General features: G+C 58.2%; 25 protein-coding genes. 7 read left to right on the top strand and 18 right to left on the bottom strand.

Going from position 1 to position 25472, the window contains the following annotated elements; all coding sequences use genetic code 11:
• Position 1: 1 nt before the first annotated feature.
• From ACMGGU_RS19995 to ACMGGU_RS19925, 15 genes are all read right to left on the bottom strand, one after another.
• Complete coding sequence (locus ACMGGU_RS19995; protein WP_045909032.1) at positions 2–580, bottom strand: DUF3261 domain-containing protein; 579 nt, start codon at positions 578–580, stop codon at positions 2–4.
• A complete protein-coding gene (locus ACMGGU_RS19990) occupies positions 577–2901 on the bottom strand; it encodes an MMPL family transporter (protein WP_252077840.1) in 2325 nt (774 codons plus the stop codon). Before ACMGGU_RS19990 ends, ACMGGU_RS19995 begins: the two co-directional genes overlap by 4 nt.
• A complete protein-coding gene (locus tag ACMGGU_RS19985; RefSeq protein WP_008503088.1) occupies positions 2870–3475 on the bottom strand; it encodes a LolA family protein in 606 nt (201 codons plus the stop codon). Before ACMGGU_RS19985 ends, ACMGGU_RS19990 begins: the two co-directional genes overlap by 32 nt.
• Entirely contained in the window at positions 3472–3894 is a 423-nt protein-coding gene (locus ACMGGU_RS19980) for an acyl-CoA thioesterase (protein WP_420300863.1), read from the bottom strand. Before ACMGGU_RS19980 ends, ACMGGU_RS19985 begins: the two co-directional genes overlap by 4 nt.
• 3 nt (positions 3895–3897) lie before the next feature.
• Entirely contained in the window at positions 3898–5589 is a 1692-nt protein-coding gene (locus tag ACMGGU_RS19975) for a glycosyltransferase family 2 protein (RefSeq protein WP_420300862.1), read from the bottom strand.
• The gene (locus ACMGGU_RS19970; protein WP_008503085.1) at positions 5580–5933 is read right to left on the bottom strand and encodes a hydroxymyristoyl-ACP dehydratase; all 354 of its coding nucleotides are present in this window, start codon (positions 5931–5933) and stop codon (positions 5580–5582) included. Before ACMGGU_RS19970 ends, ACMGGU_RS19975 begins: the two co-directional genes overlap by 10 nt.
• Complete coding sequence (locus ACMGGU_RS19965) at positions 5920–7281, bottom strand: AMP-dependent synthetase (protein ID WP_252077842.1); 1362 nt, start codon at positions 7279–7281, stop codon at positions 5920–5922. The genes ACMGGU_RS19970 and ACMGGU_RS19965 overlap by 14 nt, the downstream gene beginning before the upstream one ends.
• Positions 7274–7861, bottom strand: a complete 588-nt coding sequence (locus ACMGGU_RS19960; protein ID WP_252077843.1) for a hypothetical protein — start codon at positions 7859–7861, stop codon at positions 7274–7276. The genes ACMGGU_RS19965 and ACMGGU_RS19960 overlap by 8 nt, the downstream gene beginning before the upstream one ends.
• A 6-nt stretch (positions 7862–7867) precedes the next feature.
• Positions 7868–8119, bottom strand: a complete 252-nt coding sequence (locus tag ACMGGU_RS19955; protein WP_008503082.1) for an acyl carrier protein — start codon at positions 8117–8119, stop codon at positions 7868–7870.
• Between the two features lie 12 nt (positions 8120–8131).
• A complete protein-coding gene (locus ACMGGU_RS19950) occupies positions 8132–8389 on the bottom strand; it encodes a phosphopantetheine-binding protein (RefSeq protein WP_008503081.1) in 258 nt (85 codons plus the stop codon).
• The gene (locus ACMGGU_RS19945; protein ID WP_420300861.1) at positions 8370–9185 is read right to left on the bottom strand and encodes a lysophospholipid acyltransferase family protein; all 816 of its coding nucleotides are present in this window, start codon (positions 9183–9185) and stop codon (positions 8370–8372) included. The genes ACMGGU_RS19950 and ACMGGU_RS19945 overlap by 20 nt, the downstream gene beginning before the upstream one ends.
• A complete protein-coding gene (locus ACMGGU_RS19940) occupies positions 9182–9904 on the bottom strand; it encodes a beta-ketoacyl synthase chain length factor (protein WP_262751796.1) in 723 nt (240 codons plus the stop codon). Before ACMGGU_RS19940 ends, ACMGGU_RS19945 begins: the two co-directional genes overlap by 4 nt.
• Before the next feature lie 68 nt (positions 9905–9972).
• Positions 9973–11037 carry a class I SAM-dependent methyltransferase gene (locus tag ACMGGU_RS19935; protein ID WP_252077846.1) on the bottom strand — a complete coding sequence of 355 codons (1065 nt, stop codon included), beginning with the start codon at positions 11035–11037 and terminating at the stop codon, positions 9973–9975.
• 69 nt (positions 11038–11106) lie between these two features.
• A complete protein-coding gene (locus ACMGGU_RS19930) occupies positions 11107–11496 on the bottom strand; it encodes a hypothetical protein (RefSeq protein WP_045909022.1) in 390 nt (129 codons plus the stop codon).
• Between the two features lie 336 nt (positions 11497–11832).
• Positions 11833–12882 carry an AI-2E family transporter gene (locus ACMGGU_RS19925; RefSeq protein ID WP_045909021.1) on the bottom strand — a complete coding sequence of 350 codons (1050 nt, stop codon included), beginning with the start codon at positions 12880–12882 and terminating at the stop codon, positions 11833–11835.
• 145 nt (positions 12883–13027) lie between these two features.
• On the opposite strand from ACMGGU_RS19925, the gene ACMGGU_RS19920 reads away from it, so the two are divergent.
• Entirely contained in the window at positions 13028–14245 is a 1218-nt protein-coding gene (locus ACMGGU_RS19920; RefSeq protein WP_420300860.1) for an MFS transporter, read from the top strand.
• Between the two features lie 4 nt (positions 14246–14249).
• Here the strand turns inward: ACMGGU_RS19920 and ACMGGU_RS19915 are convergent, their stop codons facing one another.
• Positions 14250–14807, bottom strand: a complete 558-nt coding sequence (locus tag ACMGGU_RS19915; RefSeq protein ID WP_008503073.1) for a DcrB family lipoprotein — start codon at positions 14805–14807, stop codon at positions 14250–14252.
• A 72-nt stretch (positions 14808–14879) separates the two neighbouring features.
• Positions 14880–15545, bottom strand: coding sequence for a 7-cyano-7-deazaguanine/7-aminomethyl-7-deazaguanine transporter (locus ACMGGU_RS19910; RefSeq protein ID WP_008503072.1), 666 nt, complete (start codon positions 15543–15545; stop codon positions 14880–14882).
• A gap of 167 nt (positions 15546–15712) precedes the next feature.
• Between ACMGGU_RS19910 and tusA the strand changes: the two genes are divergently transcribed.
• Positions 15713–15955, top strand: coding sequence for a sulfurtransferase TusA (tusA, locus tag ACMGGU_RS19905; protein WP_008503071.1), 243 nt, complete (start codon positions 15713–15715; stop codon positions 15953–15955).
• 486 nt (positions 15956–16441) lie between these two features.
• On the opposite strand, the gene yhgN is transcribed toward tusA, so the two are convergent.
• On the bottom strand, positions 16442–17035 hold the full coding sequence (gene yhgN, locus ACMGGU_RS19900) for an NAAT family transporter YhgN (RefSeq protein ID WP_003861574.1): 594 nt from the start codon (positions 17033–17035) through the stop codon (positions 16442–16444).
• A 177-nt stretch (positions 17036–17212) separates the two neighbouring features.
• On the opposite strand from yhgN, the gene asd reads away from it, so the two are divergent.
• From asd to glgA, 5 genes are all read left to right on the top strand, one after another.
• Positions 17213–18316 carry an aspartate-semialdehyde dehydrogenase gene (gene asd / locus ACMGGU_RS19895; RefSeq protein WP_024908885.1) on the top strand — a complete coding sequence of 368 codons (1104 nt, stop codon included), beginning with the start codon at positions 17213–17215 and terminating at the stop codon, positions 18314–18316.
• Positions 18317–18565: 249 nt separating this feature from the next.
• On the top strand, positions 18566–20752 hold the full coding sequence (glgB, locus tag ACMGGU_RS19890; RefSeq protein ID WP_045416955.1) for a 1,4-alpha-glucan branching enzyme: 2187 nt from the start codon (positions 18566–18568) through the stop codon (positions 20750–20752).
• Positions 20749–22722, top strand: a complete 1974-nt coding sequence (glgX, locus tag ACMGGU_RS19885; protein ID WP_252077848.1) for a glycogen debranching protein GlgX — start codon at positions 20749–20751, stop codon at positions 22720–22722. The genes glgB and glgX overlap by 4 nt, the downstream gene beginning before the upstream one ends.
• Positions 22723–22739: 17 nt before the next feature.
• Positions 22740–24035 carry a glucose-1-phosphate adenylyltransferase gene (glgC, locus tag ACMGGU_RS19880; protein ID WP_008503066.1) on the top strand — a complete coding sequence of 432 codons (1296 nt, stop codon included), beginning with the start codon at positions 22740–22742 and terminating at the stop codon, positions 24033–24035.
• Entirely contained in the window at positions 24035–25468 is a 1434-nt protein-coding gene (gene glgA / locus ACMGGU_RS19875; protein WP_008503065.1) for a glycogen synthase GlgA, read from the top strand. The genes glgC and glgA overlap by 1 nt, the downstream gene beginning before the upstream one ends.
• Positions 25469–25472: the final 4 nt, after the last annotated feature.

Below are 25472 nucleotides of genomic sequence, written 5' to 3'. Positions count from 1 at the left end.
CTCAGTCACCCAGATATTGAATGGTGATGTGGTATTTAAAAACGTGTTGCTCGATGCTGATCGGCTCGCGCTTGCCTTTACGCTGCAGATAGACAATCTCCGTCACCAGCTTGCCGCTGGCGTTATGCAGTTCGCGCCGATCGCCCGTGTCAGTCAGCGTCCAGCCCTTCGGCAACTGCGGCTGCCAGGCGCTAATCGGCCAGTGGCTGAGCATCACGTCGGCCAGCACCTGGCTGGCGGGCGGCAACTGCGGCACAACGATCGACTGCTCGGTATGAATACCGGTCTCATCGTACGTCGCCAGGAACAGACGAATGCCCACGGAAGAGAGCCCGGCCAGCGTCACTTTATGCGCATCCGCGTTGAGCATCACCAGCAGGGACTGCGTTTGCCCGTTAAAGCTGCCGGTCAGCAGCTGCTGAGAGCTTACCGCCGGGCTAATGCCGGGCGGCGGGAGCGTAACGCGGGTTCCCGGCTGGAGCCAGGCCTGGGGACGCGTCTCTTGGGTATCGGTCGAATGGCTGCAGCCTGCCAGCAGCAGCGCCGCAGCCAGCGCGGCGGCGCGGTAAAAAGCGTTCATTTACGTTTTCTCTCTTTCTTATCCGGCATCGCCAGCGGCGCCAGCAGGAAGGCGGTAAAAATACCGCTCACCAGCACGATACCAAAGCTGCTAATGGCCTGCGTGGCGCTGAAGACGAGCATGCCCAGCGTCATCAGCGTGGTCATCATCGCCAGCGTAATCGCCAGCATCGAGGTCAGCGGCGTGCCGCGCGGGTTGCTGAAAAACAGCGTGTAGTTAATGCCAATGCCGAGCACCAGCACCAGCGCCAGCAGTGAAAACAGGTTTACCGGGTGGCCCGTTGCGGCCAGTACCGCCAGCCCGCAGCTCAGCGACAGCACGGACGGCACCAGGCTTATCAGCCCCTTACGCCAGCCGAGGCGCAGCATCGCCCCGCAGGCAATCACCGCCAGCGCGGCAAACAGAAGCCCCGTCAGCAGCGTGCGGTAGAGGGCAAACAGGGTGTCAAAACTGGCTTTGCGATCGACCCAGACGACACCGTCATGGCGCGCGGCCAGCTCGCCGAGGGCCGCGCTGTTTTTTGCGCCGTCCACCGGTACGAGCACGCCGCTTTGACCGTCGGGCAGGGTCAGCCAGAGCAGACGCCAGCCTTCGCTGGCTGGGCTTTTAAGCCACGCGTCCACGCTGACCGGCATGGCGTCCAGATTCGGGGAGACGGCGTTGAGCCCTGCGCTTTTCAGCACGTTCGTTACCGCAGGCGCGGCGTTTTGCAGCAGCGTAAGATCGCTTTTCTGACGGGCCAGCGAGTTCAGCGGCAGGGTGCGCCAGCGGGTAATTTCTCCCGCTTTCTGCGCCTCTGCCAGCGCCGGGGTAAAGGCTTCCAGCCGCTCCAGCGTTTGCTGAGGCGAAGCGCCATGAACCACAAACCATTTCTGATCCACGCTCTGTCCGGTCAGGGCGGTAATGGCCTTCTCCTGCGCCAGAATATCTTTCGGCAGCGCCTGCAGCTGGGCGATGTCGTCGTCCACCTTCAGCGTGCTTATTCCCACGGCGGAGAGCAGCGCCAGCGCGACGGGAAGACCAATTGACAGTTTTTTACTGCGTCGCCAGGCGGCCAGCCAGCGCAGCATCAGGACCATAAAGGGAACCGGGCGCACTGGTAACCCGCGGCACAACCACGGATGCCAGAAAATCACCGTCAGGCAGGAGGCGCTGAGTCCCACGGCAGCGAACACCGCCATCTGGCGGATCCCGGGGAAGGGGGCCAGCATCATAATCAGGTAGGCGGCGACGGTCGTCAGCAGCGCCAGCAGCAGCGCATTGCGAACTTTGGCCAGGCTTTGCCAGGGAGTATGCTCCGCGCCGTGTACCATCCGTTCAGTCAGGTAGTAAAGCGTGTAGTCTGCCGAAATTCCGATGATGCTCATGCTCATCACCAGCGTCATCAGGTGCAGCTCGCCAAAGAGCAGCAGCGTCACCACCGTCCCCGCCAGCGCGCCGATGGCAATGGAGAGCACGCTCAGCAGCAGCGGGCGCAGAGAGCGGAACACCGCCACGATGAGCAGGAACACGCCAAGCAGGGTGGCGATACCCAGCGTCGAAACATCACGTTTGGCCTGCTGGCTGGCGTAATCGCTGTAGAACATGGTCCCGCGGGAAAGCAGCTGTGCCTGAGGGTAGCGGGCTTTCAGCGTCTCCTGCAGCGCGTTAAGCGTCGTCACGAGCCGGTGGGTCTGCTGCATATCAAATGATGAGCCCGCCAGCTCGCCGTGGAGCAGATACCAGTAGTTTCCCGCCTCATCTTTTGCGACCAGCCAGCCGTCCATCAGCCGCAGCTTCTGGCCGTTTTGCGCCAGAGCGAGCTGCGAGCCGCGCATCAGCATCAGGGGATCGTTTTGCAGCTCTTTACCGCTGACGCCGGAAAAGGCCGAATAGAGCTGAGATAAAATCCACTGCGCCTGCGCTTCTCCGCCGTTTTGCAGGCGGGCGCGGGTGGCGGGGTCAATCAGGCCATTTCGGTGCTGCCAGAAGAACTCTCCCCAGGCCTTTTGCCCGGCGGCGTCCATCGGGCCTTTGACCTCGCTGAGCGAATCAGTGCTTTGCAGCAGCGCCAGCCACTGCTGTGCCACGCGCGGATCCGGCTCTTTGCCGGGGCTGACCAGCCAGACCAGCTGGCGGTCGAGACGCTGCATAAACCCGTCGTTGAGCGCCGGCGGGATCGCCCCCAGCGTCTGCTTCGGCAGCATGGCCAGCACGCTGCTGTTCAGTCGCGCGCCGGGCAGCAGCGACAGCAACACGCCCAGCAGAATCAGGCATAGCGTGGCCCACAGCAGCGCCGGGCGCAGGGATTTACGGTGCGGCAAAGCGTTGGCGTTCGTCATCGGTCAGGCTGGCGGGCGTCAGTTGGTGGCGAGAAAGGGCGATATCGGTACGGTCGCCCTGTTTGTCGTTGAGGCGAATCGTTTCCAGATAGGTCGCGCCGCCCAGATCGAGGGTGGCGAAAATCTTGTCCAGTGGCGTCGTTTTTGGCGTAAGCACCAGCGACCAGCGGCCCGCTCCCAGGTCCTTAAAATCGATGCGGAAGTTCTCTTCCAGCACCTTACGGTCGGCCTGGAACAGGGCGCGCAGAAGATGGTTGAACTGGAACATTTGCGGATTATTGTCGGCAGTGATGGTTTGCGGCGGCTGGCCGTTAATCGCCTGCACCATCCGCTTGTCGTCCAGCAGGAGCGTCATCGGAAACGGCGCTTTTTGATCCCACAGCAGGCCGCTGTCGCGGGCGATCAGCATTTCGCCCTGCGAGCGCAGCGGCTGCGGCATATCTTTTATCGTGCGAACCTGTTCGAAATGCGCGCGCACCACGGGCTGCTCGGTGAAGCGCTGCTGCAGCTCATCCAGCGTCACGGCGCTGACCAGCGGGCTGACGATCAGCGCCAGTAAAGGCAACCATTTCATGGTGTTACTCCCAAACGTTCAAACAGTATTGCCGGGCTCACAAAGCACATTTCGCGGGTCGCTTCTTCCACCGCCACCTGAATGGTGTAACCGGTGGTCGTGCGTTTGCCGGTCTGCGCATCGAAAATTTGATAGGCAATGCGCAGGCGGTTTTCATACTCTTCAATGTGCGCGCGGACGCGAATACGCTGCTCAAAGGTCACCGCATCGCGGTATTTCACCCGGGTGTCGACGACGGGCCAGACGTAGCCGGAGGCCTTCATCTGGCGATAGCCATAATCAAACTGATTGAGCAGCGCCTCGCGGGCGATCTCAAAGTAGCGGAAATAGTTACCGTGCCAGACCACGCCCATCATATCGACGTCGTGGAACGGAACGGTGATCTCGACTTCAGTCGTAAAGCGGGGATCGGTCAGCACCCTTTACTCCTTCTCACTGGACTCTGGCAGATGCCAGAAATCGAAAAAATTAAACCAGTCGAGCGGCGACATGAGGGCGTAATGTTCCAGCCGCTGCGCATAGTGATCGACGGTATCTTGCAGTGCCTGCTGGCGTTCACCGCGCGGCAGGCGCAGCGGGTCGGCAAACGGCTCGCAGTGCAGGACGAGCTTACCATGCTGGCGCAGGGCGAAAATCAGCACCACCGGGCAGCGGAGGATGGAGGCCAGGATAAACGGCCCCTGTGGGAACGGTGCAGGCTGGCCCATGAATCGGCTCCAGATCACGCGCCATTCCCCGCCGCGCTGCGGATTCACCGCGATGCGATCCCCCACAATCGCGACCCATTCACCGCGCTCAAGCTTCTCTTTGATGGCAATGGCGGTATCCGGGCCGATGTCGGTGACCGACATCAAATTCACGCCAGCTTCGGGCGCCATTTCGCTCATGATTTGCTTAAAGCGCTGGGCGTTCTCGCTGAAAACCAGGGCGTTGATGATTTTACTGCCTTCCAGCTGAGCCAGGGCCCGGCAGGCCTCTACGTCGCCAAGGTGCGAGGCCAGCAGCAGTTTGCCCTGTGGAGCCGCGATGTTTAACGCTTCGCTCGCGCCGGGGGCAAAGACAATATCGCGATGAAGCTTCAGCTCGCCGCGCCAGCTGGCGACTTTATCCAGCATCGCGTTGCCGAAGCGCATGAAATGGAAAAAGCTGTTAAGCCGTGAGGGAACAGGCATGCTCCGCTGACGCAGTTCTTGCTTCACTCTCGCAATCCACTGCCGCGAGGCCTGCCGCGCCGGACGCGCGATGAGCCAGTACACGCCGATAACTGGCCACAACAGCACGGTAAAGGCCCGCCGACCCAGCCGTTCCCAGACGCGCAGCATCAGGCGCATCCCCCACAGACCCTTGACCTCGTCCTGCTGCGCCCAGTGCTGGCGGCGTCGACGGAAAAGCAGGCCGGGCATACGGGGCAGCATGCCGAAGAAGAGCCGGGTATGCATCAGGGAGATCCGCACGTTATCTTTTAGCGCGTCGAAGTGGGACAAACCGTCCTGAGGATAGGTCACGCGCGTGGGCAGAAAGACGCTGGTGTTGCCCTGCCAGTAGAGACGAACCATCACTTCGGTGTCAAAGTCCATCCGCTTGCCGAGCGGTTCGCGAGCTGCCAGCCGCAGCGTGGGTGAAACCGGATAGACCCGAAATCCGCACATGCTGTCTTTAAGCTGCAGCGATAAGGTTTCAATCCACACCCAAACGTGGGTGATCCAGCGCCCGTAAAGTCGGGAGCGCGGAATAGAGTCATCGTAAATGGGCTGGCCGGAAATCAGCGCGTCCGGGTGGCGCTCCGCCAGCGCCAGCAGTTTGGGGATATCCTCAATGGCGTGTTGGCCGTCCGCATCCACCTGCACGGCGTGGGTGTAGCCCGTCCGCGCGCACTCCTCCAGCCCTCTGATGACCGCGGCACCTTTTCCTGCGTTTTGCGCCAGACGAACCAGCGTCATCTGCGGCTGCTCCGCCGCCAGGCGCTCAAGCTCCCGACGGGTGACTGCGTCGCTGCCGTCATCCACTACCATGCACGGCAGGCCGAACGGCGCGAGACGTGACAGCACGCGGGCAATCATCGCGCCGTGGTTGTAGCACGGGATCAGCACGCAGGGACGAAAGATTACTGACATAGACGAATTTTCCCGCTGCTGGCGGTGTGGCGCTCAGCCCCGGCATGGCGTTGATAGCTGAAGGTCAGCATCTGACGTTCGGCATGCCACTCAAGCATCAGCGTCACCGTGGTTTCCGGCAGCAGTGGTGCCTGAAACTTCACGTTTTGAATGCTGTGAAAGCGATAGCCCGGTGCCAGTAACGTCGTGGCGTAGTGCATCACCCAGTCAAGCTGCGCAACGCCGGGCAGCAGTGGTTGTACGGCGAAATGGCCCTGAAACCAGAACAGCGTTGCGTCGAGATGCAAAACGATCTCCAGCTTCTCCGGCTGTGTCTGGTGGCGCTCAATTTCATGAATTTTCATGAAATAACTCCTCTAACTGCGCATAGACACGCTTGTTCATACTGTTTACCGGCATTTCATCAACTATGCGCCAGTAGCGCGGCACCGCGACAGGTTCAAGCCACGGCAGCAGGGCGCGACGCCAGGCGAACTCCTGCGCTTTTTTATCCTGCACATACCCGCGCTGACGGGCCGTTTCATCCAGAACCAGCAGGGCGCCAATCCCCTGACGACCCCCGCGCGTGACCGGCAGTGCGGCCGCTTCGCAAATACCGTCGAGCTCCAGCAGGCGGCGTTCGATCTCGTTAAGCGAGATGCGTTTTTCTTCAATTTTGACCACCCGCCCGCGGCGACCGGCGATGCTGAAAAGCCCCTCGCTGTCGAAGTGCAGGATATCGTCGAGCTGGAGCCCTTCTGGCTCATGGATCAGTGGCGACGTAACGCGACAGGCGTCATCTTCCTGATGGAAGATCACGCCGGGGAACGGTAGCCAAGGCACGTTATCCTCCTGACGATGGCGCCAGGCGAGGATCCCGGTTTCGGTACTGCCATAAATTTCATCTGGCCAAAGGTTAAGCCAGCCGGAGGTGGTCGAGACGTCACGCCAGGGCAGCATTCCACCTGCTGAAATCAGCATCCTGAGGGGCGGCGCGGCAAGCTCGGTATCCAGGCGCTTCAGGAACGCCGGGCTGCTGATGAACAGGTATTGCCTGTCAGGAGGCAGGGCGGCCAGTTGTTCTGCGTAATAGAGCATCGCGGCATGCAGCGGCAGGCCCAGCGCCATCGGCAAGACGATACGGAATGTCAGGCCATACAGATGTTGCGGTACGACCGAGGCCACAATGCTGCATCCGGCCAGACGCTCACCAAAGCGGTTAGCCAGCAGGCGGGCTTCGCGATCCAGACTGACGATGTGCTTAACCACCCGGCGCGGCGTGCCCGTGGAGCCTGAGGTGAACAGTTCAACGAAGCGGTTTTCGTCAATGGCCGGCAGAGGCACCCAGTGGCTGGCTGTCTGGTAGCTGGAGGCCACCACAGTCTGTTTCCCATGAAAACCAAGATTTCGATCGCTCAGAACGCCGCTAAACAAAGATTGCTGTTCTTCAAGCTGCGAGACGCGGCTATGGCCGGGAATGACCGGTGTTTTACCGGCGTGCAGCGAGGCCAGCAGCGCAACAATAAACAGGTAGCTGTTTTCAAAGCACAGCGCCCAGCGCTCGCCTTCCTGCTGACGCAGGGTCTCGACCAGTAAGGTTACATCGTGGCGCAACTGGCCCAGCGTCCAGGTACGATCGTCGAGCCAGGCAACAGGCGTGTCGTCAGGGCGCGGCGCATTTAACCACTGGCCCAGCGGAAGGGGGTTAGTCATTGTGCATCTCTTTTTTTATCACCCGCTGGCGCACCAGCCACTCTGCTGCCATCAGCATCCCCATCAGGATGTAAGCCACCATACCGTTCCATAGCGTCCACAGATGCATGTCGCCGTGGAGGACGGTAAACAGCGCCATCGTGCCGTTGCCGACGAAAAAACCGCACCAGACGAGGGTCACCTTACGGGTATAGCGCACGCCCTCCGGGGGCAAGTTTGGCTCGCGCAAGCGCGCCAGTCGTTCTACAAGCGGCATCGCTGTCCACAGCGAACCGCCAAACACGGCCAGCATGACAAGGTTGACGACCACCGGGTAGAGCAGCAGCCACTGGTGGGCTTTCAGCAGGTAGCTTGCCGTGCAGAGGGCGATCCCCGCCAGCGCCACGCACTGCACCACATACCGCATCGGGCTTGTGTTCCGCTGCGCCTGACGCAGCCGCAGCAGTAACACCATAGCCATCACGGGTAATAGCCACTGCAGGCTGTTATGCGCCAGCCCAAATCCAACCAGGAAGGGCCACGCCAGCAGCATCAACCCCGTCAGAAGTGGGATGATCGGGAATGTCCGTCCGCCGCGCACGACGTCTTACTCTTCGCGCAGAAGCTGTTCGACGGCGTCTACCACATCCTGAACGGTACGAACCGATTTGAAGGTTTCCGGCTTGATTTTCTTGCCCGTTTTCTTCTGCAGATGAACAATCATGTCCACCGCATCAATGCTGTCCAGCTCCAGGTCTTCGTAAAGACGGGCTTCAGGGGTAATATCCTGCGGGTCGATTTCAAACAGTCGGGTCAGAAGGCCACAGACTTCCTGATAAATGGTTTCTTGTTCGGTCATCGTGATCACATCTCAGGCGCGTTGAGCGTTGATAAAGGACGCCAGCGTGGCGACGGAAAAGAAGTGCTGGCGCATCTCTTCGCTTTCAGCAGAAAGCACCACGCCATACTGGTTTTTCACGGCCAGACCCAGTTCCAGCGCGTCGATAGAGTCGAGACCCAGCCCATCGCCAAACAGCGCGGCATCGGTATCAATATCCTCTGCGGTAAGCTCGTCCAGATTCAGCGTGGTGATAATGAGATTCTTAATTTCAAGATAAAGCGCTTGCATCATTAATTCCTGACAAAGATTGAAGGCCTGATGTTAATCGATGCTGTAGATGCCGGTTTAACTGCCTTGCCGCCAGCGCCGGTTCTTGTTCATTTGCATCGTAAAATTCGTCGATGTTCACGCGGTCGCGGACATCCACGGTGAAGACAGGTTTTTCTGGCGGCACATCATACCAGCGACTTTTTTTATCCAGCAGATGTTCGCTACAGTGGATCAGCACCACCCGCAGATCGCTGTTACAGCGCACGGCGATATTTGCTGCGCCGCGCTGGAGGGAAATAGCTTCACCAGACCGGGTACGTGTGCCTTCCGGGAAGATTAAAAGCGTGTCGCCCTGAGCCAGACGCTGCTGGCTTGCAGCCAGCAGAGGCTCGGCTTCGCTGTTAATCAGGTAATCCGCCGCGCGGATGACGCCGCTGACAAACGGATTGCGCAGCAGCGCGCTTTTCACCAGACAGTCGGTTTCTGGCATCACCGATGCCAGAATCACGTAGTCAATTAACGTGGGGTGGTTAGCCACCACCAGACAACCCCGATCGTTGCGCAGGGCGTCAAGATTGTGAATGCGATAGTCCAGTACCCCGAGGCCACGGGCAACGGTCAGGAAGAAGCGGAAGCTGGCCGCAATGCTGCGCCGCGCAAGGCGACGGCGGTTGGTGCGGTCGCGCTGGACGATCAGCAGCAGGTTGAACCATACCAGTGACAGCAGCAGCCCGCCCACGCCAAACAGCACGAAGCAGAATCCGGTCATCATCAGACGCCATAACCAGTTAATTCGGGCAGTCAGGCGGTTCATGCGCGCGTCCATTGCCACAGCAAACGTTCGCCGGGTACCACAAACTGGCGTGCCTCGCTGAGATAGCGTTGCAGGAACATCAGGCTTTGCGGAAGGGCGGGTTCATCCCCTGTGCTGCCGCTGCGGGTTTCACACAGCAATTCCTTGCCGGATTCAATCACCAGCGCCAGCGCGTAGGGCCAGGTGGGCATCTGGTGCGGTAACGCTGGGTGGTAAAATTCCGGCAGTGCGCCGTCAAAATCGACCAGCAAGACGCGGGAGTAGCCCGCCTGCAGCAGGCTCAGGACTTCACATAATGCCTGCTGGAAGGTGTCCAGCCCGGCAGAAATGGATGACGAGACGATAGCCTGGCGTGCGGTAATCGTGAGATTGCCCACCGCCGAGTTGTGCACGGACATGGCGAAGTCGGTAGGCGATACGGATTGCCCCGTCGCCAGAGCATGCAGAATACGGTAGTTGCGCTCCAGCTCGCCGTGGCGGCTGGAATAGACGACGGCATCAATGGCGTGGTGTTGTAGCATAGCGAGACCAATGTCCACCGCCAGCTTACTGCCTGAATTGAGGCGGCGCGCGGTCATCATGGGTAAAGCGGTCAGCCGGGGAAGCGGGGCCGCTGGATCGACGGGCAGCTGCAGGCGTGACCACGCCTGCCACTCTGTGGCATCGTTGAGTCCTGGGGCTCTCGCCTGCCAGTCGATAATGTTCAGTGAAAATTTCATCTACGCGCGTCCGCGAAAAAAAACCGTATTCAAAGGGCAGACTTGGCCACCCGGGCAGCTAAGCTGCTCTATTGTTCACGTTTGGTGCATATCAGCAGGGTATGACCGACCCCAAGGTTATCCAGACGCTGTTCAACGCTGAAACCTGCGCTCTCCAGGTAACGATAAAACGCCTCTATGCTGTAAAACCGGCTATTGCCATTCGCCATACAGGTGAAATAGAGCGAGGTGGCATTCAGGCTGAAAGAGGCCGCTTCAAACTTCTGGGCATCCCAGAAAAGCTCCATGATGCACAAACGTGCGCCTGGCTTCATGACCTGTGCGACGCGCGTCAGCATGGCGACAATCTGATCCGGAGAGAAACAATCCAGAAACTGGCTCATCCACCAGACGTCGGCCTCACCCGGCAAGGCTGCTGGGCTAAGCATATCGACAGCATGGAATCCAATACGATGAGAAAAACCTGCTTTTGCGATGTTTTCCTGCGCCAGCGCTATCTGCTGCGGCAGGTCGAGGATCGTCACGGCAACATTTTCGTCATAGCGGCAGCAGCGTAACGCCCATTTACCCGTATTTCCGCCCACATCGTACAATTTTGTCGGCGAGCTTGCGAATATATATGGCAAAGCGGCGTCAAACGCGGCGTCGGAATAGTAATGATCAAAGGCGAACCAGCTCTCTTTCGCCTGAGCCGGTAATTGGGATAATGCCGGATAGATGGTTGGCCAGTTGCCAAACACCGCTAATCCCGCAGGTTTTTCTTCCTTCAGGGCGTCCGCCAGGTGAAATAGCCCTTTGTAACAAACGTCCTGAGTGAAATCCATATTTACGCGGGTCATTTCATCGTGCAGTAAAAAGTGGCCCACTTTCGCCAGAAAATAACGTCCATGCTGTTGGGTAACGATCCGCCCGCTTAATCCCATATCCAGCAGTACGCTGACGCCATAGCTGCCGAGCGTGCTGTGTTCGGTTATTTCCTCGAGGCTGGCACCCTCTTTACCTTGTTTATCGAGCCAGGCGAGAATGCCTGAGTTACGCAGACAAAGCGCGGTCTGAAATAACATCGGAGCAAAAGCGATGCGTTGCGCTTCGGTAATGGCATCCAGTGCGCTGAGCGTATCCTTTTCGTACATTGCTGCGTAACCTTTCAGGGCAAGAAATAAGGGTTATCGGGCCAAATGCGGCCCGACTTTAGAAAAATATTACAGTGGGGCGCCCGCGGAGAGGTTCAGCTGAATATCGTGGTCGAGGTTATTCACCCAACGGTTATAATTTTTGTGAATTTTACCGTCAGCCGCTTTCAGGTTCATACTGCTTTCGTAGTTAATGGAATAGCTTGTTGCGGAATAAGGAATACGAACGTCGACCGAGTGGTCGCGCGCCTGTAGACGACCTTTGATAACGCCCGGACCGGCTTCCGTCATGATCCAGTCACGTTTTTGTCCTGCTTTCAAAATCGCTGTTTTTACCTGGTCGGCGGTATGACCCGCGCTCACAGTAGAGTGAACCTGAGCGATTGGGGCAGTACGCGCACAGCCTGCCAGTGCGCCAACGAATACGGCGGCAGCACACCATTTAACGATCTTTTTCATCAACAACTCCATATCAATAATAACAATTAAAGGTAGTGGTTTTTACAAATAATATTCATCCGGCGTTTCTTATGTGCCAGATGTTTTTTTAATCAATATTAAGGTTTGCATTACGTTGACGCGAAGGCGGGCATAATAACATGGAAAATAATTAACAATTTCATTTTTTTTAATTTGCGTTAAATCATGATATGCGTTTCAACGTAATGCGACCGACGTAAACAAAAACAGAATTAATATTTCCTTAACGCAAATAAAAATACCGCGACAGGTTATGAACGCGGTAATTTAAGGCGGATTATTGGCGGTTTAAACCTACCTATAAAGGTAGGTCAGCTACCCGGGCAACCGGCTTTTCGGCCTTCCCGGCCCGAGCAAAATGGCCAGCTTGCTGCCGCCTTTTGTGGTCTCCATCCAGATCTTACACACGCTGGTCAGGGGGACCGACAGCAGCATGCCGACCGGGCCCAGCAGCCATCCCCAAATCAGTAAGGATAAAAATACGACCAGCGTCGACATGCCCAGCCGGTGCCCCATCATGCGCGGCTCGAGAATATTGCCCAGCACCATATGCACCACGAGGAACAGCGCGCCAACCAGCATGCATTCGTAAAAACCGTTAAACAGAAACGCCTGAATCATCGGCGGCACGGCGGAAAGCACCGCGCCAATATTGGGCACGTAGTTGAGCAGAAAGGCCAGTACGCCCCACATCAGCGCGAACTGCACGTCCATCAGCATCAGCCCCAGCCAGACAATCACCCCGGTCCAGACGCTCAGCAGCGTTTTCAGCGCCAGATATTTTGAGACCCCCTTCAGCGCCCGGTGTAATCCGGCAATGTGAATTTGGGGATTATTCAACGCAAAGCGCAGCTTATAGGGGACGTGGCGGACTTCAAACAGCATAAACACCACCGTCATGACCAGCAGCAGAATGCTGGCCATTGCGCCGGAAAGCCCCGTCATCAGCGTGGTGGCGTAGGTCATGACCTTCTCGGAATCCATCCTGCGCAGCATCCGTTCAGGTGAGATATGCAAATTTAGGAAGGGCACCATCTCCTGCAGCGCCACAATCTTACGCGTCAGCTCTTTGTTGTACTGCGGCAGCATGGTGGAGAATTCGCTCAGCGATGCCGCCAGCACGCCGAAGAGCGCCGTCAGGGCAATCAGCATCACGATGACGACAATGGTGATGGCGACCGGACGGCTGACGCCCCGGCGAAGAAACCAGGTGACCAGAGGATTAAGCACAATGGCAAAAAAGAGCGCCAGCAGGAGCTGGACAATAATGTCAGCGGCAGCATGGATACCCGCAAGGATAACCACCAGACAGGCGAGCTTTAATAAGATGTGGAGTCCTGCTTTGTCGGACGGGTTAGCGATCATGCGTGTTCCTTAATATGATGACCCGATAAGTGTAGTGCCCGGGCTTCGCTTCGTCTGGCACCGTTAATCTGAAAGTCGGTGCTGATTTTCTTATTGGGGCGTGGTAATAGTGAAACACTGTTGTAAAAAATCCAGGTAGAACCCCATGCCCGAACCTGCCGCTGAAACGGCACTGAGCGGACTGCGCCTCAATCTGCGCATCGTTTCCGTTGTTATTTTCAACTTTGCCAGCTATCTCACCATCGGCCTGCCGCTGGCGGTCCTGCCGGGCTATGTCCATGACGTGATGGGCTTCAGTGCCTTCTGGGCGGGGCTGGTGATTAGCCTGCAGTATTTCGCGACACTCCTGAGCCGACCGCATGCCGGTCGCTACGCGGACACGTTCGGTCCAAAAAGCATTGTGGTGGTGGGATTGTGCGGCTGCTTCCTCAGTGGCCTGAGCTACCTGCTGGCTGCCACGACCAGCCACTGGCCGTTTGTCAGTCTGGCGCTCCTCTGCCTGGGCCGCGTCATCCTCGGCATCGGGCAAAGCCTGGCGGGAACCGGCTCGACGCTGTGGGGCGTGGGGGTTGTCGGTGCGCCGCACATTGGCCGGGTGATCTCCTGGAACGGGATTGTCACCTACGGTGCGATGGCGCTCGGTGCGCCGCTCGGCGTGGCCTGCTATGCGTTTGGCGGGCTGTATGGGCTGGCCGTCACCATCATGGCGGTCGCGCTGCTGGCGATTCTGTTTGCGCTGCCGCGCCCGAAAGTGAAGGCCAGCAAGGGCAAGCCGCTGCCGTTTCGGGCGGTGCTGGGGCGCGTCTGGCCGTACGGCATGGCGCTGGCGCTGGCGACCACCGGCTTCGGTGTGATCGCGACCTTCATTACCCTGTTCTATGACGCCAAAGGCTGGGACGGCGCGGCCTTTGCGTTAACCCTGTTCAGCTGTGCGTTTGTTGGCGCGCGCCTGCTTTTCCCTAACGGCATCAACCGTCTGGGTGGGCTGAACGTGGCGATGATCTGCTTTGCGATAGAAATTGTCGGGCTGCTGCTGACCGGAATAGCGATGGTGCCCTGGGTCGCGAAAGTGGGCGTCTTCCTCGCGGGAGCCGGTTTTTCACTGGTCTTCCCGGCGCTGGGCGTGGTGGCGGTTAAAGCCGTGCCGCCGCAGAATCAGGGCGCCGCGCTGGCGACCTATACGGTGTTTATGGATATGTCGTTAGGCATTACCGGCCCGCTGGCGGGGCTGGTGATGGCCTGGGCAGGCGTGCCGGTGATCTATCTTGCCGCAGCGGGTCTGGTGATCGTGGCCTTGCTGCTGACGTGGCGGCTAAAAAAATGGCCCCCGGTGCAGGCACCGGAGGCCACGTCATCATCGTGAAACGTTACTGGATCACGATGGTGTTAATAATGTTTTCAGCAGCCGTCTGCGCTTTCTGCTGATCTTCCGCTGGCAGGGTGATCTGCAGGGTCAGGAGTTTGTTATCGACCTTGCCCAGCACGACAGAGGAGTAAGCGGTCTGGCCTTTCGCAGAGATGATGCTGTCCAGCTGCTGCAGCTTATGGCCTTTCAGCTCGATGGATTTATTGGTCACGACCTGCAGCTGCGGGTCGCGGCCGCGCTGCTGATCTTCAAGACGTTTGGACAGGACGGCCAGATCTTCGCTGGTGTCGTCGCCCACAATCACAATGACCGCTTTCTGCCCGGTTGCGTCGGAGTAAACGTGCATGTTGTTCGCCTGAGTGCCCAGCTTGCCGCTCTGGTCAGTCATATCGGCTGGCAGAGAGAAGCTGAGTTTGCCATCCATCAGATTCACCGGCTGGCCGGTCGCATTGCTTTCTGCGGATGCGCCCTGAGCAGGCGTTTTCGTGTCGCTGTTATCACAGGCTGCAAGACCCACAACCAGCAGGCCAATCCCGACATATTTAACCAGATTGCGCATTGACTTCTTCCTTTCGATAAACGGCCATAACGGCTCATTCGTTCATCTTATCACAACTGATAAAGCGAACCCTTAACCTGCCTGCAATGCCGTGATTTCAGATTTATCTGCCAGTCTTTTCAGCAGCATATTCAGCAGCACGCCGTACATGGGCAGGAAGAAGACAATGCTGATGAGCACCTTAAAGCAGTAGTCCACCAGCGCGATTTCCATCCAGTGTTCGGCCATAAACGCATCCGGGCTACGCCAGAAGGCGATGAAGAAGAAGGCCAGCGTATCGCTCACGTTACCGAACAGCGTGGAGGCGGTGGGCGCCATCCACCAGCGATGATTCTGACGCAGGCGGTTAAACACGTGTACGTCCAGAATCTGCCCCAGCGCGTAGGCCATAAAGCTTGCCGCGGCGATACGGGCGACAAACAGGTTGAAGTGGGTTAACGCCTCAAAACCCTGCCAGCTTCCCATATAAAACAGAGACGAAACCCCGTACGAGATGAACAACGCCGGGAGCATGACCGCAAAAATAATGCGGCGAGCCAGCGGTGCGCCAAAGATACGCACGGTCAGATCGGTGGCGAGGAAAATAAACGGGAAACTGAACGCGCCCCAGGTGGTATGGAAACCAAAGATGGAGATCGGGAGCTGCACCAGATAGTTGCTGGAGGTGATCACCAGCAAATGGAAAAGCGAAAGCCAGAACAACGCCTTTACGCGCTGAGATTCAGAAAACTGCGTCATATTGTGACCTTTTTATACGTTGGGGTGAGGGAACCCAATAAAAACCGCAGCATGATACTGCTTTGGCAGGACATTGCAATGGTTAGTTTTTACGCAATCGTTAACCTGGTTTGCATTGATCGCAACCGGGCGTAAACTACAGCCGTTTTTACCTGACCGAGAAGATCATGACCGACCTGTTTTCCAGCCCAGACCACACCCTTGATGCCCAGGGCCTTCGCTGCCCGGAACCGGTAATGATGGTACGTAAAACCGTGCGCAACATGCAGACCGGTGAAACGCTGCTGATCATCGCCGACGACCCGGCCACGACCCGCGATATTCCCGGTTTTTGTACCTTTATGGAGCATGAGCTGGTGGCACAGCAGACTGAGGCGCTGCCGTACCGGTATTTGATTCGTAAGGGATAGGTAGGCGGCTTCTGCGGCCTGATGCCCTCACCCTGTGGGCCGAGGGTTCCCCACAAAATAATGCCTGCACGGACGACCCCCTCTCCCTTGAGGGAGAGGGCTGGGGTGAGGGGGAACATACGGCTGTGGAGGTCATTCCGTTCACTTTATGTTCCTTGCTACTCTGTAACGACATGACCGGTGAACGTGCCAGGGTGGCTCAGTCGCCACCACCCTGGCGACCCGGGCTCCCGGCGGTAAATCGCCGCTTCGCGGTCCCCTCAGCTTATTCCTTCAGGCTATCGGGTCGGGCATGAGCCTGCATCCCTGCAGGCCACGCCCTCTCGGCGCATCCTTGCGCCTCGCCCCGGCCTTACGGAAACGCTTCGGCGATTTACAGCCGGACCAGGGTGTCGCTGTAAGTCATTAATTTTTCCGAAGAAACGTTCATCGCTTCAGGTCAAAAAATGACTGGGGCTCCTTCAGCCCCCAGGGAGAGGGAGAACGTCATCCCTTCATCCACGCCCGGATCCCGTCCAGGAACATCTGCGTTGCCATCATGACCAGAATCAGCCCCATCAGGCGTTCCAGCGCGTTTACCCCTTTTTCGCCCAGCAGGCGCAGGAACAGGGACGACTGCAGCAGGATAATGAACGTTCCGCCCCAGGCAATCAGCAGGGCAATCACCAGATGGCTCATCTGATTCGGATACTGATGCGACAGCAGCATCAGCGTGGCCAGAATGGTCGGGCCCGCGACGAGGGGGATCGCCAGCGGCACAATAAATGGCTCTTCACCCGCAGGCAGGCCGCTGCTGCTACCTTCCGCGCTCGGGAAAATCATCTTAATGGCAATCAGGAACAGAATAATCCCGCCGGAAATCGACACGGTTTCGGCACGCAGGTTCAGGAATGCGAGAATTTTTTCACCCGCAAACAGGAAGATAAACATCACCAGCAGGGCGATGAGCAGCTCGCGGATCATGATCGCCCGGCGACGCTTCGGCTCGGTGTGTTTTAGTACCGACATGAAGATGGGCAGGTTGCCCAGGGGATCCATAATCAGGATCAATAAAACCGCGGCGGAAATGATTTCACTCATGTAAATTATCCCTGAAACTCTCTAAGGTTATTATGATAATTAGCTGTATTTCTGATTGCCGGGCAATCATCGATTAATTTCGCTTGCGACTTTGGCAGCATTTTGTAATGTGAAGCATATCCCAGTTCAATACTGGCTTGCACAATCAGCACACACCCTCAGCAGGAAAAAAATGCTATGAAAAACGTTGGTTTTATCGGCTGGCGCGGTATGGTCGGCTCTGTACTCATGCAACGCATGGTTGAAGAGCGCGATTTCGACGCTATCCGCCCGGTCTTCTTCTCCACTTCTCAGCTCGGCCAGGCTGCTCCGTCCTTTGGTGGTACCACAGGCACGTTGCAGGATGCTTACGATCTGGAAGCGCTGAAGGCGCTCGACATTATTGTGACCTGCCAGGGCGGCGATTATACCAACGAAATCTATCCAAAGCTGCGTGAAAGCGGCTGGCAGGGCTACTGGATTGACGCGGCCTCGTCGCTGCGCATGAAAGACGATGCCATCATCATTCTCGACCCGGTTAACCAGGGCGTGATCACCGATGGCCTGAACAACGGCGTGAAAACTTTTGTTGGCGGTAACTGCACCGTCAGCCTGATGCTGATGTCCCTCGGCGGCCTGTTCGCGCAGGATCTGGTGGAGTGGGTCTCCGTGGCGACCTACCAGGCGGCGTCCGGCGGCGGTGCGCGTCACATGCGCGAGCTGCTGACCCAGATGGGCCAACTGCATCAGAGCGTTGCGACCGAGCTGGCAAACCCGGCATCCGCTATTCTGGATATCGAGCGTAAAGTGACCCAACTGACCCGCAGCGGCGAACTGCCGGTGGATAACTTTGGCGTACCGCTGGCCGGTGGCCTGATCCCGTGGATCGACAAGCAGTTGGATAACGGCCAGACCCGCGAAGAGTGGAAAGGCCAGGCTGAGACCAACAAAATCCTCAATACCGCGAACACCATTCCGGTTGACGGTCTGTGCGTACGTATCGGCGCACTGCGCTGCCACAGCCAGGCCTTCACCATTAAACTGAAAAAAGATGTGTCTATTCCGACCGTGGAAGAGCTGCTGGCCGCGCACAACCCGTGGGCGAAAGTGGTACCAAACGATCGCGATATCACTATGCGCGAGCTGACCCCGGCAGCGGTAACCGGCACGTTGACCACGCCGGTTGGCCGTCTGCGTAAGCTGAACATGGGGCCGGAGTATCTCTCCGCGTTCACCGTCGGTGACCAGCTCCTGTGGGGCGCCGCCGAACCGCTGCGCCGCATGCTGCGCCAGCTGGCGTAATAATTTGTTAAATACCAGGGGTGATTTTCACCCCTTTTTTTTGCGTACTACATGGAGTAACACGCGTATGTCTTATTTTTTATCAGGAGTCATCTAGAGCGTTGGCTATGCTTTAAGGAAGAGTCATTTCTTACCTGAGGTTCGAGCGGAGCAGAATGGATGCACATTTTTGTGCTGTCCCGTTCAGGTCACATTAAAAGTCGTCCCGGAGCGCTTAAAAAGGACGACATAAAAAACAGGATGAATACCATGTCCGATCGTGTGGATAGAGACGTGATTAATGCGCTTATTGCGGGTCATTTCGCTGACCCCTTTTCTGTGCTTGGGATGCACCGTACTGAGGCCGGTCTGGAAGTTCGGGCACTGTTACCGGATGCCACAGAAGTCTGGGTGATTGAACCCAAAACCGGCCGCAAGGTCGGTAACCTTGAATGCCTCGATTCCCGTGGCTTCTTCTCGGGCGTGATGCCCCGTCGTAAAAATCCTTTTCGCTATCAGCTCGCCGTTCTCTGGCACGGTCAGCAAAACCTGATTGACGATCCCTACAGCTTTGGTCCTCTGCTTAAAGAGATGGATGCCTGGCTGCTCTCCGAAGGGACGCATCTTCGCCCTTATGAAACGCTGGGTGCCCATGCCGATACCATGGACGGCATTACCGGCACGCGGTTCTCCGTGTGGGCGCCCAATGCCCAGCGTGTCTCCGTTGTCGGACAGTTCAACTACTGGGATGGCCGCCGCCACCCGATGCGCCTGCGTCGGGAAACCGGCATCTGGGAGCTGTTTATTCCCGGGGCGCACCACGGGCAGCTTTATAAATTCGAGATGATTGACGCCCACGGCAAGCTGCGCATTAAAGCCGACCCGTATGCCTTCGAAGCGCAGATGCGTCCGGATACCGCATCGCTGATTTGCGGCCTGCCGGAGAAGGTCGTTCAGACGGAGGAGCGTAAACAGGCTAACCGCTTTGATGCGCCGATCTCCGTCTATGAAGTCCATCTCGGCTCCTGGCGTCGCCACACCGATAACAACTTCTGGCTCAGCTACCGGGAGCTTGCCGACCAGTTGGTCCCGTACGCCAAATGGATGGGCTTTACCCACCTGGAGCTGCTGCCGGTCAACGAGCACCCGTTCGACGGCAGCTGGGGCTATCAGCCCACCGGGCTGTATGCGCCGACCCGCCGCTTCGGCACCCGCGACGACTTCCGCTATTTCATTGATGCCGCGCACGCCGCCGGGCTGAATGTGATCCTCGACTGGGTGCCGGGTCATTTCCCGGCGGATGATTTCGCGCTGGCAGAGTTTGACGGCACGAAGCTGTACGAGCACAGCGATCCGCGCGAAGGCTATCACCAGGACTGGAACACGCTGATCTACAACTACGGTCGCCGTGAGGTCTCAAACTACCTGGTCGGGAATGCCCTGTACTGGATCGAGCGGTTTGGCATCGATGCCCTGCGCGTGGATGCGGTGGCGTCGATGATCTACCGCGACTACAGCCGCAAAGAGGGGGAGTGGATCCCGAACGAGTTTGGCGGCCGCGAAAACCTGGAAGCGATTGAATTCCTGCGTAATACCAACCGCATTATCGGCGAGCAGGTGGACGGTGCCGTGACCATGGCGGAAGAGTCCACCGACTTTGCGGGTGTCTCCCGTCCGCCATCATTGGGTGGCCTGGGGTTCTGGTATAAGTGGAACCTGGGCTGGATGCACGACACGCTCGATTACATGAAGCTGGATCCGGTTCACCGTAAGTATCATCACGATAAGCTGACGTTCGGGATGCTCTACAACTACACCGAAAACTTCATGCTGCCGCTGTCGCACGATGAGGTGGTACACGGTAAAAAATCGATTCTCGACCGCATGCCGGGCGACGCGTGGCAGAAGTTTGCCAACCTGCGCGCCTATTACGGCTGGATGTTTGCCTTCCCGGGCAAGAAACTGCTGTTCATGGGCAATGAGTTCGCCCAGGGGCGCGAGTGGAACCATGACGCCAGCCTCGACTGGCATCTGCTGGAAGGCGGCGACAACTGGCACCACGGGGTGCAGCGTCTGGTACGCGATCTGAACCTGACCTATCGCCACCACAAAGCGCTGCACGAGCTCGACTTCGATCCGTACGGCTTTGAATGGCTGGTGGTGGACGACCATGAGCGCTCGGTGTTTGTCTTTGTGCGTCGTGACAAGGCGGGTAACGAGATCATCGTCGCCAGCAACTTCACCCCGGTGCCGCGCGAACACTACCGCTTCGGCATTAACCAGCCGGGCAAATGGCGTGAAATTCTGAATACCGACTCAATGCACTACCACGGCAGCAACGCCGGTAACGGTGGGCTGGTACAGAGCGACGCCATTGAAAGCCACGGGCGACCCAACTCCCTGAGCCTGACGCTGCCGCCGCTTGGCACCATCTGGCTGATGCGGGAGGGCGAATGACGCAGCTTACGGCAGGTAAACCCGAACCGCTCGGGGCGCATTTTGACGGAAAGGGGGTCAATTTCACCCTCTTTTCCGCTCACGCCGAGCGGGTAGAACTGTGCGTGTTTGACGGGGAAGGTAACGAGCACCGTTACGATTTACCCGCGCGCACGGGGGATACCTGGCACGGCTACCTGTCCGGCGGGCGGCCCGGCATGCACTACGGCTTTCGCGTTCACGGTCCGTGGGATCCCGCGCAGGGGCACTGGTTTAACCCGGCGAAGCTGTTGATTGATCCGTGCGCGCACCGCGTGGACGGCGAATTTAAAGATGACCCGCTCTTCCACGTGGGCTACGGCGAGCCTGACCACCGCGACAGCGCGCCCGTCGCGCCAAAAAGCGTGGTGGTGAACGATCTTTATGACTGGGAAGACGATGCCCCGCCGCACACGCCGTGGGGCAATACGGTTATTTATGAAGCCCACGTCAAAGGGCTGACCTACCTGCATCCGTCGATCCCCAAAGAGATGCGCGGCACCTACAAGGCGCTCGGGCATCCCACCATGATCGCCTACCTGAAACACCTCGGCATCACCGCTCTGGAACTGCTCCCCGTCGCCCATTTTGCCAGCGAGCCGCGCCTGCAGCGGCTGGGGCTAAGCAACTACTGGGGCTACAACCCGCTGGCGATGTTCGCGCTAGAACCGCGCTATGCCGTCCATCCGGAAAAGGCGCGGGACGAGTTCCGCGATGCGGTGAAGGCGCTCCACGCGGCGGGCATTGAGGTCATTCTGGACGTGGTACTGAACCACAGCGCAGAAAGCGATCTCGACGGCCCGACGCTCTCCATGCGCGGAATTGATAACCGTAGCTATTATTGGATCAGGCAGGATGGCGATTACGAGAACTGGACCGGCTGCGGCAACACGCTCAATCTCAGCCATCCGGCGGTCACGCATTTTGCGTATGAATGCCTGAAATACTGGGTAGAGACGTACCACGTCGACGGTTTTCGTTTCGACCTGGCGCCGGTGATGGGGCGCACGCCGGCGTTCAGCCAGCAGGCGCCGCTGTTTGAGGCGATAAAAAACTGCCCGGTACTCTCGCAGGTGAAGCTCATTGCCGAGCCGTGGGACATCGGTGAAGGCGGTTATCAGGTCGGGAATTTCCCGCCGCTGTTTGCCGAGTGGAACGACCACTACCGCGACGCCGTGCGCCGCTTCTGGCTGGAGCGGAACCTGTCGCTGGGGGAATTTGCCGGGCGCTTTGCCGCGTCGAGCGATCTCTTTAAGCGCGACGGCAAACGCCCGTCGGCCACCGTCAATCTGTTGACGGCGCACGACGGCTTTACGCTCAGGGACTGCGTTTGTTTCAATCAGAAACACAATGAGGCGAACGGCGAAGAGAATCGCGATGGCACTAACAATAACCATAGCTTCAATCATGGTATAGAAGGGTTAGGCGGAAGTCTGGATGTGATAGAGCGGCGACGCGCCAGCGTTCATGCGCTGCTGACAACGCTTTTACTGTCGCAGGGCACGCCGATGCTGCTGGCAGGCGACGAGCATGGTCATAGCCAGCACGGTAACAACAACGCCTATTGCCAGGACAACACCTTAACCTGGCTCGACTGGGGTGAAGCCAACAGCGGGCTGATTCATTTTACCGCTGCGCTGATCCATCTTCGCCAGCAGATCCCCGCGCTGACTGCCAACAGCTGGTGGGAAGAGGGTGACGGCAACGTTCGCTGGCTGAATAAAGACGCGCAACCGTTAAGCGCGCAAGAGTGGCAACACGGCGTACCACGCCTGCAAATCCTGCTGTCGGATAAATGGCTGGTCACGCTGAACGCGACGGATGACGTCGCAGAGATTGTTTTACCTGAAGGGGAATGGCGCGCCGTTCCTCCCTTTGCCGGAGCGGATAATCCGGTAGTAATGGCTGTCTGGCACGGGCCTGCGCACGGAGTGTGCGTATTCCAAAGATGATAAAAAAGGAGTTAGTCATGGTTAGATTAGAGAAGAACGATCCCTTAATGTTGGCACGCCAGCTACCATTAAAAACGGTTGCCCTGATACTTGCGGGCGGGCGTGGTACCCGTCTGAAAGATTTGACCATCAAGCGCGCCAAACCGGCTGTTCACTTTGGTGGTAAGTTCCGTATCATCGACTTTGCGCTCTCCAACTGCCTGAACTCGGGCATTCGCCGCATCGGCGTCATTACGCAGTATCAGTCGCATACGCTGGTTCAGCATATCCAGCGCGGCTGGTCATTCTTCAGCGAAGAGATGAACGAGTTTGTCGATCTCCTTCCTGCGCAGCAACGCGTCCACGGCGAAAACTGGTATCGCGGGACAGCGGATGCGGTGACCCAGAACCTCGACATCATTCGTCGCTACAACGCGGAATACATTGTGATCCTCGCCGGGGACCACATCTACAAGCAAGATTACTCCCACATGCTGATCGACCACGTCGAAAAAGGGGCGCGCTGCACCGTGGCGTGTCTGCCTGTGCCCGTTGCTGAAGCGACGGCGTTTGGCGTCATGCACGTGGATGCCGACGACAAAATTATCGACTTCGTTGAAAAACCGGCGAACCCGCCAACCATGCCGGGCGATGACACCAAATCACTCGCCAGCATGGGGATCTATGTCTTTGACGCAGATTATCTTTATGAGCTGCTGGAAGAAGACGACAAAGACGAAAACTCCAGCCACGACTTCGGTAAAGACATCATTCCGAAAATCACGAAAGCTGGCATGGCGTATGCACATCCTTTCCCGCTGTCCTGCGTGCAGTCCGACCCGAATGCGGAACCCTACTGGCGCGATGTGGGCACGCTGGAAGCGTACTGGAAAGCGAACCTCGATCTGGCATCGGTTACGCCTGAACTGGATATGTATGACCAGAACTGGCCGATTCGTACCCATATGGAGTCGCTGCCGCCGGCCAAGTTCGTCCAGGACCGCTCCGGCAGCCACGGTATGACGCTGAACTCGCTGGTGTCCGGCGGGTGCATTATCTCCGGTTCGGTGGTGGTGCAGTCGGTGCTGTTCCCGCGTGTGCGGATAAATTCATTCTGTAATATCGATTCGGCAGTCTTGTTGCCGGATGTCTGGGTAGGGCGCTCGTGTCGTCTGCGTCGTTGCGTGATCGACCGTGCCTGCGTCATCCCTGAAGGGATGGTTATTGGGGAGAATGCGGAAGAAGACGCGCGTCGTTTCTACCGTTCGGAAGAGGGGATCGTGTTAGTCACACGGGAAATGTTGCGGAAGCTGCAGATCAAACAGGAGCGATGATGCAGGTTTTACACGTATGTTCTGAGATGTTCCCGTTATTAAAAACGGGCGGACTGGCAGATGTGCTTGGCGCATTACCGGCGGCGCAAATCGCCGGAGGCGTGGATACCCGAGTCCTGCTGCCCGCCTTTCCGGATATCCGGCGCGGTATACCTGATGCGAAAGTGGTGACCCGCCGTGAAACGTTTGCCGGACGCATTACCCTGCTGTTTGGACATTACAATGGCGTAGGGATTTACCTGATCGACGCGCCGCATTTATACGATCGCCCGGGCAGCCCGTATCATGATACGAACCTGTTCGCCTACACCGACAACGTGCTGCGCTTTGCGCTGCTCGGCTGGGTCGGTGCCGAAATGGCGACGGGGCTGGATCCGTTCTGGCGGCCGGATGTGGTGCACGCGCACGACTGGCACGCCGGGCTTGCCCCGGCGTATCTCGCCGCGCGCGGCCACCCGGCGAAATCGGTCTTTACCGTGCATAACCTGGCGTATCAGGGGATGTACTACGCCCATCACATGAATGACATCGATCTGCCATGGTCGTTCTTTAACATGCACGGTCTGGAGTTTAACGGGCAGATCTCGTTCCTGAAGGCGGGGCTGTACTACGCCGATCACATCACGGCGGTGAGCCCAACCTACGCGCGTGAGATCACCCAGCCGGCGTTTGGCTACGGCATGGAAGGGTTGCTGCAGCAGCGCCATCGCGAAGGCCGCCTGTCGGGCATCCTGAACGGCGTGGATGAACAGATCTGGAGCCCGGAAACCGATCTCCTGCTGGCGGCGCGCTACGGTCGTGATTCCGTGGAAGACAAAGCGGAGAACAAACGCCAGCTGCAGATTGCGATGGGCCTGAAGGTGAACGACAAAGTGCCGCTGTTCGCCGTTGTGAGCCGCCTGACCAGCCAGAAAGGGCTGGATCTGGTGCTGGAGGCGCTGCCCGGTTTACTGGAGCAGGGGGGACAGCTGGCGCTGCTCGGCGCGGGCGACCCGGTGCTGCAGGAAGGTTTCCTTGCCGCCGCCGCGGAACATCCGGGGCAGGTAGGCGTGCAGATTGGCTACCACGAAGCGTTCTCGCACCGCATTATGGGCGGCGCGGACGTCATTCTGGTGCCAAGCCGTTTCGAACCCTGCGGCCTGACGCAGCTGTACGGCCTGAAATACGGCACCCTGCCGCTGGTACGCCGCACGGGCGGACTGGCGGATACCGTATCCGACAGCTCTCTGGAAAACCTGGCGGACGGTATCGCCAGCGGATTTGTCTTTGAGGACAGTAATGCCTGGTCGCTGCTTCGGGCGATTCGGCGTGCTTTCGTCTTGTGGTCCCGTCCATCGCTGTGGCGTTATGTACAACGTCAGGCGATGTCCATGGACTTTAGCTGGCATGTCGCGGCGCAGTCATACCGCGATCTCTATCAACGCTTGATGTAACGAG

Origin of the sequence: Enterobacter sp. BNK-8 (assembly GCF_048685095.1) — a bacterium.
Taxonomy (GTDB): Bacteria; Pseudomonadota; Gammaproteobacteria; order Enterobacterales; family Enterobacteriaceae; genus Enterobacter; species Enterobacter quasiroggenkampii.
This window is presented reverse-complemented; position numbering and strand designations above follow the sequence as displayed.

Excerpts from the sequence above, each read along its gene's own strand:
- ACMGGU_RS19975 (WP_420300862.1), bottom strand. The coding sequence starts at position 5,589 with ATGTCAGTAATCTTTCGTCCCTGCGTGCTGATCCCGTGCTACAACCAC.
- ACMGGU_RS19985 (WP_008503088.1), bottom strand. The coding sequence starts at position 3,475 with ATGAAATGGTTGCCTTTACTGGCGCTGATCGTCAGCCCGCTGGTCAGC.
- asd (WP_024908885.1), top strand. The coding sequence starts at position 17,213 with ATGAAAAACGTTGGTTTTATCGGCTGGCGCGGTATGGTCGGCTCTGTA.
- ACMGGU_RS19990 (WP_252077840.1), bottom strand. The coding sequence starts at position 2,901 with ATGACGAACGCCAACGCTTTGCCGCACCGTAAATCCCTGCGCCCGGCG.
- ACMGGU_RS19950 (WP_008503081.1), bottom strand. The coding sequence starts at position 8,389 with ATGCAAGCGCTTTATCTTGAAATTAAGAATCTCATTATCACCACGCTG.
- ACMGGU_RS19915 (WP_008503073.1), bottom strand. The coding sequence starts at position 14,807 with ATGCGCAATCTGGTTAAATATGTCGGGATTGGCCTGCTGGTTGTGGGT.
- ACMGGU_RS19920 (WP_420300860.1), top strand. The coding sequence starts at position 13,028 with ATGCCCGAACCTGCCGCTGAAACGGCACTGAGCGGACTGCGCCTCAAT.
- ACMGGU_RS19970 (WP_008503085.1), bottom strand. The coding sequence starts at position 5,933 with ATGAAAATTCATGAAATTGAGCGCCACCAGACACAGCCGGAGAAGCTG.
- ACMGGU_RS19965 (WP_252077842.1), bottom strand. The coding sequence starts at position 7,281 with ATGACTAACCCCCTTCCGCTGGGCCAGTGGTTAAATGCGCCGCGCCCT.
- ACMGGU_RS19910 (WP_008503072.1), bottom strand. The coding sequence starts at position 15,545 with ATGACGCAGTTTTCTGAATCTCAGCGCGTAAAGGCGTTGTTCTGGCTT.
- glgB (WP_045416955.1), top strand. The coding sequence starts at position 18,566 with ATGTCCGATCGTGTGGATAGAGACGTGATTAATGCGCTTATTGCGGGT.
- ACMGGU_RS19940 (WP_262751796.1), bottom strand. The coding sequence starts at position 9,904 with ATGAAATTTTCACTGAACATTATCGACTGGCAGGCGAGAGCCCCAGGA.
- glgA (WP_008503065.1), top strand. The coding sequence starts at position 24,035 with ATGCAGGTTTTACACGTATGTTCTGAGATGTTCCCGTTATTAAAAACG.
- yhgN (WP_003861574.1), bottom strand. The coding sequence starts at position 17,035 with ATGAGTGAAATCATTTCCGCCGCGGTTTTATTGATCCTGATTATGGAT.
- glgC (WP_008503066.1), top strand. The coding sequence starts at position 22,740 with ATGGTTAGATTAGAGAAGAACGATCCCTTAATGTTGGCACGCCAGCTA.
- ACMGGU_RS19925 (WP_045909021.1), bottom strand. The coding sequence starts at position 12,882 with ATGATCGCTAACCCGTCCGACAAAGCAGGACTCCACATCTTATTAAAG.
- glgX (WP_252077848.1), top strand. The coding sequence starts at position 20,749 with ATGACGCAGCTTACGGCAGGTAAACCCGAACCGCTCGGGGCGCATTTT.
- ACMGGU_RS19930 (WP_045909022.1), bottom strand. The coding sequence starts at position 11,496 with ATGAAAAAGATCGTTAAATGGTGTGCTGCCGCCGTATTCGTTGGCGCA.
- ACMGGU_RS19945 (WP_420300861.1), bottom strand. The coding sequence starts at position 9,185 with ATGAACCGCCTGACTGCCCGAATTAACTGGTTATGGCGTCTGATGATG.
- tusA (WP_008503071.1), top strand. The coding sequence starts at position 15,713 with ATGACCGACCTGTTTTCCAGCCCAGACCACACCCTTGATGCCCAGGGC.
- ACMGGU_RS19935 (WP_252077846.1), bottom strand. The coding sequence starts at position 11,037 with ATGTACGAAAAGGATACGCTCAGCGCACTGGATGCCATTACCGAAGCG.
- ACMGGU_RS19995 (WP_045909032.1), bottom strand. The coding sequence starts at position 580 with ATGAACGCTTTTTACCGCGCCGCCGCGCTGGCTGCGGCGCTGCTGCTG.
- ACMGGU_RS19955 (WP_008503082.1), bottom strand. The coding sequence starts at position 8,119 with ATGACCGAACAAGAAACCATTTATCAGGAAGTCTGTGGCCTTCTGACC.